This window comes from Leadbetterella sp. DM7, assembly GCF_040829825.2.
GTDB lineage: Bacteria > Bacteroidota > Bacteroidia > Cytophagales > Spirosomataceae > Leadbetterella.
In genome coordinates, this window is the sequence record NZ_JBFOLH020000012.1 from 97,940 (window position 1) to 109,940 (window position 12,001).

8 protein-coding genes are annotated in these 12,001 nt (G+C 50.8%); 1 reads left to right on the forward strand and 7 read right to left on the reverse strand.

The features are described from left to right. Positions 1 to 12: 12 nt before the first annotated feature. From AB2U10_RS13845 to AB2U10_RS13875, 7 genes are all read right to left on the reverse strand, one after another. Entirely contained in the window at positions 13 to 3,606 is a 3,594-nt protein-coding gene (locus AB2U10_RS13845) for a TonB-dependent receptor (protein WP_367915366.1), read from the reverse strand. A 107-nt stretch (positions 3,607 to 3,713) separates the two neighbouring features. Beyond that, positions 3,714 to 4,787, reverse strand: coding sequence for a FecR family protein (locus AB2U10_RS13850; RefSeq protein ID WP_367915365.1), 1,074 nt, complete (start codon positions 4,785 to 4,787; stop codon positions 3,714 to 3,716). 2 nt (positions 4,788 to 4,789) lie between these two features. Beyond that, complete coding sequence (locus AB2U10_RS13855; RefSeq protein ID WP_367915364.1) at positions 4,790 to 5,425, reverse strand: RNA polymerase sigma factor; 636 nt, start codon at positions 5,423 to 5,425, stop codon at positions 4,790 to 4,792. 184 nt (positions 5,426 to 5,609) lie between these two features. Next, on the reverse strand, positions 5,610 to 6,002 hold the full coding sequence (locus AB2U10_RS13860) for a type II toxin-antitoxin system HicB family antitoxin (RefSeq protein ID WP_367915363.1): 393 nt from the start codon (positions 6,000 to 6,002) through the stop codon (positions 5,610 to 5,612). Continuing rightward, on the reverse strand, positions 5,999 to 6,196 hold the full coding sequence (locus tag AB2U10_RS13865) for a type II toxin-antitoxin system HicA family toxin (RefSeq protein WP_367915362.1): 198 nt from the start codon (positions 6,194 to 6,196) through the stop codon (positions 5,999 to 6,001). Before AB2U10_RS13865 ends, AB2U10_RS13860 begins: the two co-directional genes overlap by 4 nt. 133 nt (positions 6,197 to 6,329) lie before the next feature. Beyond that, entirely contained in the window at positions 6,330 to 8,570 is a 2,241-nt protein-coding gene (locus AB2U10_RS13870) for a S9 family peptidase (protein ID WP_367915361.1), read from the reverse strand. Between the two features lie 112 nt (positions 8,571 to 8,682). Continuing rightward, a complete protein-coding gene (locus tag AB2U10_RS13875) occupies positions 8,683 to 10,860 on the reverse strand; it encodes a DUF5916 domain-containing protein (protein WP_367915360.1) in 2,178 nt (725 codons plus the stop codon). A gap of 175 nt (positions 10,861 to 11,035) precedes the next feature. Between AB2U10_RS13875 and AB2U10_RS13880 the strand changes: the two genes are divergently transcribed. Then, positions 11,036 to 11,953, forward strand: coding sequence for an alpha/beta hydrolase (locus tag AB2U10_RS13880; protein WP_367915359.1), 918 nt, complete (start codon positions 11,036 to 11,038; stop codon positions 11,951 to 11,953). Positions 11,954 to 12,001 lie beyond the last annotated feature (48 nt).

A 12,001-nucleotide genomic window follows, 5' to 3' on the forward strand; every position in this document is an offset into this window, starting at 1 on the left:
TTTCGGTTAGGGTTAAAAACTGATTTGGGTACCAAAAGACCAGACTCTTCCGATGGGGTAGCTCCGGCCTGAATTATCGATCATCAATTGTTCAGGGTCGAGGTACTCCGACTTCAGCTTGGTCCACGTACGAAGGTTTTCACCCGTGGCAAAAATACGTGCCCGTGATACTTTCACGCGTTTTGTCCAGCGCTCAGGCAGGGTATACCCGACCGTGAGGTTACGGACTTTTATATAGGCCAGGTCCTGGAGATACATATCATTGGCCTGGAGAAGCTCGGAAGATTGGGCGATATACCCTCTCAGCAGGGGAAAATAGGCATCCGGGTTTTCGGGCGACCATATTTTATCCGGGAAATCAGCCGGGATAAAGGAGTCGTACGGGCGTGAGTACACCGACCAGAAAGACTGGGCCTCGGCATCAGGATACCAGTCGCGGTGGCCTACCCCCTGGAAGAATACGGAAGCGTAAAACCCGTTCCAGCTGGCATTAAAGGTGAGCCCGAACGAATACCGGGGCGTGGTATTGCCTATGATGCGGCGGTCACCGGGATCACTCAGGGTATTCAGCCCGTTATTGATCACTCCGTCGCCGTTGAGGTCCAGTATCTTGATGTCGCCGGCCTGCAGCTTCCGGAGCTCCGCCGTAGGGGCGCCTGTGCGCCGGGTATTGATAAAGTCCTGGTTAACTACCGCCGCCCAGGCCTGGGCGTCTTCGTTGGTACGGAAGAGGCCATCATACCGGTATCCCCAGATCTCTCCCAGTTTTTGTCCTTTGTAATAGGTGGTCAGCAGACCGGCCGGGTTGTCGAACCGGGTGATCCTGGCCGTATAATCCGACAGTATCCCCCGTACACCCCAGGAGAAGGGTTTTTTGGCCAGCAGGAATTCGTCCTGCCAGTTCACCGAAAGGTCAAAGCCTTTGGTGCGCAGGTCGGCGGCATTTTCGCGGGGTTCGGGTGCACCAAACACGGCTGCCAGTGTCCTGCCTTTGGTCAGCATGCCGCGGGTATCCCGGATATAAAAATCGGTTTCAATGTTCAGGCGGTTTTTAAAAAGGCCAATGTCGAGCCCGAAGTTGCTGGTCGTGATGCTTTCCCAGGTAAGATCGGTACCGATGGGAGCGGGGTCATTGGTTGCATTCAACCGCTGGTTGTCAGACAGGTAATTGATCTGCCCGGTGCTCATGGCCGATATGTAGGCATACGTGCTTACATCCTGGTTGCCCAGTGACCCGTACGAGTAGCGCAGCTTGAGGTTATTTACTGTGCTCTTGAGTGGCCGGAAGAACTCTTCTTCGCTTAGCCGCCAGCCGGCTGAAAACGAGGGGAAGAACCCGAACCGGCTGTTTTTGGGGAAACGGGAGGTGCCGTCGTACCGGCCGGAAACTTCCATCAGGTATTTCCCGGCATAGTCATAATTGACCCGGAAAAAGCCGCCTCTCACGGCCCATTCTTCAGCGCCGCCCACAAATTGCCGCTCGCCGGTAACCAGGGAGAGGTCGTTCAGGGTTTCGGAGAGCAGTTCCTGGCCGTTGCCGCCCACGCGTTTGGAGGTCTGGTTCTCCTGGTTGAAGCCCAGCATGCCGCTTAGGTTATGATAGCCGAATGACGTTTCGTAGTTCCCGAAAATATTGATGAGGTTCCACTGGTATTTGCTCATGCTTTCCGAGAGGCGGTCTATGCTGAGATCAGGAAGGCTGGAAAGCTCCAGCACACCCGGATATTTGGAATAGTACTGCTTGGTTTGCCGGTAGGAATCGTCCGAACGGAATTCCCTGAACGTGTAATTCCCGGTGAGGGTGAACCCTTTGGCCAGCCTGAACAGCATCTGGGTGGTATTGGTAAGTTCGGTGCCGCGTTTGTATCCTTTCATGGATCCGCTTTCCAGGGCATTGTGGAGCCCGATGCCCACGGGGTAATTGCTGATGCCTCCGTAGCCGGTAAGGGTGCCGTCAGGGTTGCGCGGCACGTACATCGGGTGGTAATGGTAGATGGGGGCATTGTTGATGGCCCGCACACCGGCGGCATTCCGGGGGTCGAGGCTGAAATTGGAGGCAAAGCCGTACCAGTCGTAAGACGATTTGTAAAAGTGCATATTGTTGCTCACCGTCAGCCATTTTTTCAGCTCGCTTTCTACTTTGGTTCTCAGGTTATGCCGGGTAAACATATCCGGGTTGATATTGAAGATCCCCTGTTCTTTGGCGGTAGCTCCTGAGAAGGCGTAGGTGGTTTTACCGCTTCTGCCCGAGAAAGACAGGTTATGGTCCTGCTTGGGCCGCCATTTGTTGTAAAAGTAATTGAACCAGTCAAAGTTGCCGTAATACCGGTAGAGATCACGGCCGGCAGCATTTTTCTTGATAACCACCCAGGGACGGTCCGGGTTTTCCGTCTTGTCGTTTACCCGCGCCCAGAGCTCAGCGTAATCTTCTTCCGAGTACAGCGTGGCACCGTATCCCAGGGTGTTGCGCATGGCGTCATCGTTGATTTTGGCATTCCAGTAACCGGAGGTGATGTAGTCGGTTCTGACCGGGTGGGTAGTGAAGCCGAAATTATTGGAATAGGTAATATCGGATACCCCGTCTTTTTTCGCACTTTTGGTAGTGACCAGGATTACCCCGAAAGCTCCCCTGGCGCCGTACACTGCGGCGGCCGAGGCATCTTTCAACACGGTAACAGACTCCACGTCATTGGCATTGATGCGGTCCAGCTCACCCAGCACGCCGTCAATGAGCACCAGGGGGCCTCCTCCGTTAATCGAGGTGCTTCCCCGCACATTTAAGGTACCGCTGGAACCGGGCTGGCCGGAGCCGAACGTGATATTCAGGTTTGGAACGCTTCCCTGCAGCGCCTGGGTAAGCTGGGTGACCGGGCGGTTTTCAAACGCCTCTCCCGAAATGGTGCTTACGGCACCGGTGAGGTTTACTTTTTTCTGGGTACCGTACCCTACCACCACCACCTCGTCCAGGGCCTGGGTTTCTGCCGAAAGAATAACCGATAATTCGGTTTGCGATCCTACTGTTACTTCTTTGGTATTATAACCTATAAAACTGATTACCAGTACCGATTTCTCATCTTCCACATGCAGGATGAAATTCCCTTCCACGTCGGTCATGGTGGCCCGCGTAGTACCTTTCAGTACTACGGTAGCCCCAATAACCGGTTCGTTTTTTTCATCAAGCACCCTGCCTTTTACCGGCCGGTCGAATGTTCTCAGCTGCATATTGCTTTTGAGCAGTCCCAATGCCTGGTTCTGCAGCACAATATGATCTCCATTGACCTCAAACCGGATCTTCAGCGGCTCAAGCAGGCTGGTAAGCACTTCTTTCAGCTGCTCGTCTTTTACATTCAATGAGATTTTCCGGTCTGTTTTTATTTCCCGGTGGTTGTACACGAACCTGACGTTTGACGCATTCTCGATCCGGATAAGCGCTGTTTTCAGTTCTTCATTGTTGACTGACAAGCTGATTTTCCGCTCAAGCACATTCTGTCCTTCTGCTTTGTTGGCATACGCCACTCCCATACACAGGATCATTAACATTACCTGGGGTATGCTAATTTTCATAAGCGGAAGAAAAAAGTAGTAAATCTGGTAAATTCTTGCCATAAGGTAATTGTTTAAGGTTTTATTACCAGATGGCAAACTGCGATGCAAAATACCGGATTTTTACAAAAAAATTTCAAAAAAATCCTAAAACGGGGTAACGTACAGCCTTAAAAGCAACCCTTGCTGTATACAATGATCTGCCCGTCAGCAATTTCATACGAAGAACGCGTGATCTTGCAGATAAGATCAAGCTTCCTGAAAAGGGCGTCACCTTCCAGGTTGGCCGTTACATAGCATTCGGCCATGCTCTGGGCGTCGTAATTGATGGGTATGCCGTAGGCCTTTTCTATTCTTGCAAATACTACTGACACGGGCACTTCTTCGAGGCGGAACAGGCTTTCATCTATTTTTTCTATCTTTTCCGGCTCTTCGATGATCGACTTGACCAGCTTTTCTTCGTTCTTGCTGAAAGAAACTTTCTGGTTGCTGCTGATCATCATTCCCGGCAGGGTATTCTTTTGTCCTTTCTGGGCGGTTTTCAGGTCTTTCCGCGTATAAACCAGCACTTTCCCTTTTTTCACTTCCACGTTGATCTCCCGGGCACCCTCAAAGGCTTTCACCATAAAGCTGGTACCCACCACCTGGGTAGAAATGTCTTCCGTATACACCCAGAACGGCTTCTGGGCATTTTTGACCACCTCAAAAAATGCCTGGCCGGTGAGGTACACGGTACGTTCGCTGCGGTTGAAATCTTTTGAGAATTTGACCCGGCTTTTGGGATAAAGGGTAACGATGCTGCCATCAGCAAGGGTTACTTTTTTGAGGGCTCCCGTTGTATTGGATACTTCCCTGAAATCGTCGAGGATCACGTCGTTGATTCCGGCAACGCCTTGTGCCGTTCCGGTTTTCAACGAATAGATGTAATACCCCAGTCCGGCCAGGAGGAGCAGGGCAACCGAAGCCGCTACCCGGATAAGCGGAATTTTCCGGGCCGGTGGCCTGTCTTGTGCAATCACATTTTGCGTAATCCTGTCCAGCTGGGCATCGCTCAGATCGGTGTCTTTTTCCCGGAGTGCCAGCAGGAAGGTTTTTGCCGCCTGTATTTTCTTTTCTTCTCCCGGGTTTTCCATGACCCAACGGGCCCAGAACCGTTCTGCGTCGCTGTCTCTCTCCAGAACCCATCTTCTGAAGTAAGGATCTCTGGCCAGATCGTGAAAATGATATTCTTTGTAATTCATCATTGTTATATTTTAAAGAAGTCCGTAGCACATACGGTTTGTATGATTTTATGATAGAATGCGGCCAGTAAAGCCAGGGCTGTCCAGTGGTTTCTGAAGCTGCTGAATGCCGTTTGGATCAGGTTGGAGACCGACTGGAGATTGATATTCATTATTTCGGAGATCTCCTCCCTGCTGAGGTTCTGGAAGTACTGGAGGTACAGCACTTCCTGCTGCCGTTTCGACAGGCGGTTGATAGATCTTTTGACCTTTTCCCTGAGCTCTGAAACGGTTTCGTTTTCGATCAGTACCCACTCTGCAGAACGGTCAAATGCGCCGGTACGGTCGCTGACCCCGCCAAAGTCCGGCTCTTCCCGGAAGACCTGCTGCCGGTAGTTTTCGCGCAGTACTTTCTTCCGTACGCTACTCAGCAGGTAAGCCTTTACGCTGTCGGGGGTACTTATTTTTTCCCGCCTTTGCCATAGCTCAATAAAGATTTCCTGCACACAGTCTTTGACAAAATCTTCATCTTTGACAAAACGGTAGCCGTAATTCAGCAGCGCATTAAAATGCTTTTTTATGAGGATGCCCAAAGCTGCCTCATCGCCCTGTTTCATCTCGATCCACCACTGTGTATCTGTCAGTTCAGTTCGTTTCACCATTGTCCTCTTTAGAATTGTGACACTCTATTTGAGTAAGATGGCAGGAAAGGTAGAGAAATACCCGGTTTCCGAAAAAAATATTTTAATGGAAAATAATTACCTGATAAATAAGTAAAAGTGTGTCTTGTAGAGAAACCGGGTGAAAATATGTTCAGCCGGAAGGCAATAACGCTATTAAGCCTGCTTATAACAGGAAACGCACTTCTGCAAGTTCTTTACCTATTTGCTGCACCCCTTGTAAAATACGTTTGGTTTGAAGAGCAGAGGGTTTTTTTATACCTTTGATATATTGGGCCAGAAGGCTTTGGTTCATGCCTATACGTTCAGATAATGCCTTTGCATTTATGACGCTGTAAAAATCAAAGAAGCTGGCAAGGTCATATTCAAATTGCATTTCTTCAGGGCTAAAAACAAGGTCTTTATCGGCAAATGCAAGATTAACAGCCTCCAGGATATTTTCTCTGAGTTCCTCAAAAGTTTCTGCTTCGGTAGCAATAAAATCATTTCCAGACAGGGCGGTAGCACTATACCCGGAATCTTCTTTGATAACTGTTATTTTAAATTTTGGCTTTTTCATCGTTTATTGGTTTTAATATCAGCTTGTTTTAGTATAGCGGCCAATAATCCTTTTTTCACTTCCCTGGAAGAATGATTCGGCACAATCAATTGCCCGGGTTTTAAAGGATGCTGCATAATTACGTGGCTCCCCTTTTGCCGGACTTCCTGCCAGCCGTCTCTTTTTAACATGCGGAATAGTTCACTGTACTTCATTGTGTGTAACAATGATATGTAAAAGTAATAAATTTATTACTTTTAACAAATAGTTATGAGACTATTTTTATCAAATACTGGTATATAGCAGAACACGCAAATCCGGAGGATGTTGTGTGTTCCTTGCGAATATTTACCTTCCGCTCGTATGGATGTGTCCCTCCCATTCAGGCGGATCCACGCCTATCAGGTGCTTCACAAAGAAGTCTCTTCTCCGGTGCTCACCGTAATCGCCTCCCAGCGAATGCCCCATACCCGGTACAAACAGGAAATCCACGTACTTATTGGCTTTGATGATGGCATTGATCAGCTGGAAGGTAGACGAAGGATCTACGTTGTCGTCCATTTCACCCAGGATCAGCAGCAGCTTGCCCTGCAGCTTGTGCGCATGGGTCACGTTCGACGATTCTTCGTATTGCCTGCCGATGGGATAGCCCATCCACTGCTCATTCCACCAGATCTTGTCCATGCGGTTATCGTGGCAGCCCGAAGAAGAAACGGCCACCTTGTAAAACTCAGGATGATGCAGCAGCGCCCCGGCCGAGCTTTGTCCGCCGGCCGAATTTCCGAAAATGCCTACCCGGCTGATATCCATATAGGGGTAGCGGGTAGCGGCGGCTTTGATCCATTTGATCCGGTCAGGGAAGCCGCTGTCTTTCAGGTTCTGCCAGCATACATCGTGGAAGGCCTTGGAGCGGTTAGAGGTACCCATGCCGTCTATCTGCACCACAATAAAGCCCAGCTCGGCCAGCTGGTGGAGATCGCCGCGCGAGTCGGTGGCAAAGCTTTTTGGTACAAAAGAATCGTGCGGGCCGGCATAGATGTATTCAATTACCGGGTACTTTTTCTTCGGATCAAAGTTGGAAGGCCGGATGATCATTCCCCAGATATCGGTGCTGTCGTCGCGTCCTGTGCTTACAAATACCTCCGGCATTACCCAGCCGGTTTTGAGAAGGTCTCTGATATCGGCTTTTTCCAGCTTCATGAGGGTGGAGCCGTCGCGGGTGGCCCGTAAAACCGTTTCGGCAGCCTGGTCTATCCGCGACCAGGTGTCTACGAAATACGCATAGTCGTGTGAGAATACCGCCTGGTGATTGCCGTTTTCACCGGTCAGGCGGGTAAGGCCGGTTCCGTCAAAGTTCACGCTGTAAAGCTGGATGAAGTAGGGATCCTGGCCGGTTTCCCTGCCGCTGCCTTCAAAAATGATCCTGCGGTTGGGTTCGTCTACATGCACCACCCTTCTTACCACCCAGGTGCCCCTGGTGATCTGGTTTTTCACGTTGCCGGTTCGGGCGTCATAGAGATAGAGGTGATTCCAGCCGTCGCGTTCCGACATCCAGATCATTTCTTCCGTGCCTTCGGCGTAATGCCGGAAACGTTTCCCGCTGTAATGAATAAAGGTTTTGCTGCTTTCTTTGATCACTTCCAGGGCTTCTCCCGTTGCGGCATCTACTTTCAGTACGTTATATACCTGGTGGCCCCGGCGGTTATATTCAATCACAAAGCTGCCGCCGTTTTTATGCCATACGGGGGCTGATAGGCTGTATTGGTTCGGGATCAGGCTGGCGTCTACGGCGCTGGCAGTGCCTTTTTCCGCATCAAAAACCACGGGGTACCTCTGGCTGAGGGCGTCGCCCGGCTTCAGGTAGTCGCGGGTGTGCAGCTTGGGCTGCAGCTGGTCGGCCGGCGATGACTCGATAAGGGTCAGGCTCCGCTTTTGCCCGGGCCGCACCCGGTTCGATACAAAATGTTTTGAGTCGGGTGACCAGTAGATCCAGGCCGAATAAAATTCGCCCGGCGAGCCGTCAAAACTGAGCTGCCGCTCGCTTTTGGGGTCGTCTGCCCGGCTTACGTAAACATTGGAGTTTTTGATATAGGCTTTCCATTTTTTATCGGGAGAAGTGACAGGATTTCCCTCGCTTTCGTCGCGCTGGCTGCCCCAGTATCCCCAGGGGCGGGGCGGGGTAACGTCGCCGGGCGACCGGAGCTCTCCTGATTTCAGATCATACTCCCAGTTTTTGCCGTAAGCGGTGAAGCTGAACCGGCCCTCCTCCATTTTAGGGTTGCTCAGGCTGTTCAGGTTGCTTTTCTGCCCGGTTTCACGGTCGAGCAACCCGGCCAGCTTTTCGCTGTCAAAGGCTTTCTGCTTTTGCCGGGTTTCGGCATTTACAAGATAATAGACCGGTCCTTTGGGCGTCTGCACCTGGTACCAGAACGTATGGGTTTTGTCTATCCAGGTAACATTACCGGGCTCATCATACACTTTATACCGGGTACTTTCTTTGATATAATTGGCCCGGTCGTAGTCGGCTTTGGTACCCTGGGCAAAGGCAGAAAACGTTACCAGGCAGAGAAAAAAGGATATACTCTTCATAAGGGGGCTGATCTTTAACGGTACGAAATTTACAGAACTCTTCCCGGTTTGTCATCAGGTGGGATAAAATCTTCAGATAAGTGGGCAAGAAATGATATAAGCCGGAAATGGTTTACAGGTTCCACCAATACGTCAGCTTCAGCACAATGGCCCTGTTCTTTACCTTGAAATTTTCAGGCAGGTAATTGTCGGTATAAACAATAAACAAATCAGACGCCGGCTTATAACGCCACTGTACGCGGGTATTGAGGTTGATGTTTTTTGCTTGGTTGTTGTATTGTGCCAGCGCCGAAAAATAAAGAGAATTGGTGAAGGTCACGTCTACTCTTGGGCCCACCAGCCATAAATGCGTGTTATTCCAGGGATCCGGAAGCCGGATATGGTTGTAATTGGTAGCGATAGATGACAGAACACGGGGCTGGAACCGGTAGCCTATTTCCGTTTTTACATTGTCGCGCTGCCCGTTCTGGTAATAACTGCCCACAGAGGTGGAGAGGGAGTAGATAAACAGGTTCTGAGGCGAGGACACCAGGTCAAGGCCGGTGGTGTGCCACCGGTGCTCGCTTCCGGCAGGCAGAAAGGCTATCGCAAGATTAGTGGGGTCAAACGGCCGGGTGAGCCTGACATAATTGGAAGAGGCCCAGAGCGATGCGGTAGCCAGGTTACGGAAGTTGACGTTGTAGGAAAGAATATATTCCTGGTCGGTATTCTCAAACGCTTTGTTCCAGTAGATATTGGTCAGCAGCTTCGGGCCGTGGCTTATGAGCTTCGGCGATTTCACAAAGAACAGGTAACTTATGTTGGGACTTATTTTATAGTACCCGTTACGAACCGCATTCGGCACATATCCTACCTCTGCCAGGTAATTTTTCCCTACGTATTCGTGCTGCCATTGCCAGACCATACGGGTTTTGTTGAATTTTAAATCGGCGGCATAGCTGATATCATCCGACGAAGTGTTGGGGGCAAACGATTTCAGGAACATCATTTTGCCCGTCCACAGGTTGTTTTTACTGGCCAGGTTAAATTCCAGCCCCGCATTGCGGTTAAACCGGCTGGCGGCATGGTGCTGTTCAGCCACGTAGTGGGTGGCGTCTTTGTTGACCAGGATCAGCCGGATGTTCGACCGGCTGAAGAGCCTCCGTTGCAGGGCGATCACCGAATAATTGTAATTGGGCAGCAGGCTGTCAGAAGCACCGGTCTGGACATTTAAGACGCCTACCCGCCAGTTCCGGTTAATTTTACCGCTTATTTTCCCGCCGAACTGGATAGGTGCGTCAAGCCCGATACGCCTCGAAAAAAACGGCCTTAACGTGGCATAGCCGAAATTGGCAAAGAGGTCTGCATTTTCGAGGAAGAATTGCCGGCGCTCCGGGAAAAAAAGCTCGAACCGGTCAATGTTGGTCTGCTGCACGTCTACATCCACCTGTGAGAAATCGGGGTTTACGGTAAGGTCGAGATTCAGGGAGGGCGTCAGGCCGATCTTGATGTCTCCGCCTACCGACAGCTTGTTCCGCGTACCCCCGGGAGCCTGGTAATCTTTGATCACTTTCATGGCCGTATAGGGAATAACAGAAATATTGGTGCCGGGTGAAGGCCGGTCGGCATCCCATACCAGCATCCCGGTATAGGCAAGAGAAACCGAGGGCATCTGGCGCGGTACGGGTGCCCAGGATGATTTTTCCGAGATGCTCACATCCAGCCGGCTGAAATTCAGCCCCCAGGGCGATGCCCCGGTTTTGTAGCGTATGCTTTTAAACGGGATGGCCGCCTCCCATACCCACTTGTCCTCGTAATTTTTTACGGCGCTTACCCAGCGGTTTTCCCACCCGGTGTCGGCTGTACCGCCGTCTGCCTGTTGGGCATCCCAGGGTGCGCCGGCGGCATTTGCCCCGAATACATAACCGTTCGTCCTGTCGTCAAAAGGGTCTATGGTCATCAGGAAATTGTCGTTTTTCCCGAAAACAAAATCCCGTTTCATCGATTCTACGATGAAAGAACCCGGTATTTCCTTGTAATTGACCGCCAGGATGTACAGGTTATTGTCGTCATACGCCATTTTTACCCGGGTAACCGCGCGGGCATAGCCGGTATCTACAGGTGTGATCATGAAGAAGTTTTCAGCCGTTTGGGCCAGGGCCCAGGTTTCTTCATCATCAATGGCGTCAACTTTAACGGGCGAAACAGCCCTTTTTATGAAATATTTATAGTGTTCGTTGGGTTTCTGTGCATAGCCTGTTGTTATAAACGGGAGGAAGAACAGAATAACAAGGAGAAACCGGTGGTACATTTTAAAAGGGTTATTTGACCGGTAAAATTATACATAATCTGAAGAGTGATGCAGATTATCTTCTGAAAAGTAATTCCCGGTATAATTTATTGCCCGTTTTGGCAGGAAACCGGAAATTTTACTAGGTATCATAAGCAGCCCGAAGCTATATTGCGGTCTATTCAGTTAAAGCCTTATGAGAAAAGCCGTTCTTGCTATTATGAGTTGTATGCTTTATGGAAACACTATAGCCCAGGAGGTCATTCCTTTGTATCCTGACGGCACTCCCGGTCTGAAAGCTGCCGGCGTAACCGAGCAGGCCCCGAAAACCGACGGCATTACCCGGATCTCCGGGGTTACCCGGCCCACCATTACCATTTACCGGCCCGGAAAGAAGACCACTGATGCGGCCGTGGTGATCTGTCCGGGCGGGGGATACTCCATCCTGGCGTATGACCATGAAGGTACCGAGCTGGCCGAATGGTTCAATGCCCGCGGCATGACGGCCGTAGTGCTGAAATACCGCTTGCCTGAAAGAGAAAATTTTGATAACGTGAGCATCCGGCCGCTCCAGGATGCCCAGGCGGCCATCCGGTATGTACGTAAGCATGCAGGGCAATACGGCCTGGCCGGCGACAAGATCGGTATTATGGGCTTTTCAGCCGGCGGCCACCTCGCGGCTACGGCCTCCACGCTTTTTGATACCCAGGTAGGAGAAATAACCGACCCCACTGTCTCCGTGCGCCCTGATTTTTCTTTGCTGATCTATCCTGTCATTTCTTTTGATGCAGCCATCACTCATGCCGGCTCAAAAGACAACCTTATCGGGAAAAATCCGTCAAAAGAAGACGAGATCCGTTTTTCACCTGAAAAGCAAGTAAAAGCCGATACCCCGCCGGCGTTCCTGGTGTCTACTGCTGACGACTGGGTATCGCCCGAAAACTCCATTGCCTATTTCCTGGCCTGCCGCAAAAACAAAGTGCCTGTGGAAATGCATATTTATGAAAAGGGAGGCCACGGCTATGCCCTGAAAGACCATAACCTGGGCCCGGTGCAGTCGTGGCCGGAGCGCATGGAAGACTGGCTGAAATCAAGAGGAATTTTAAAACCATGAAACCGGGCAAGGGTGCAGAGTGCTTCGCACCGGCATCCGGAACGTTAT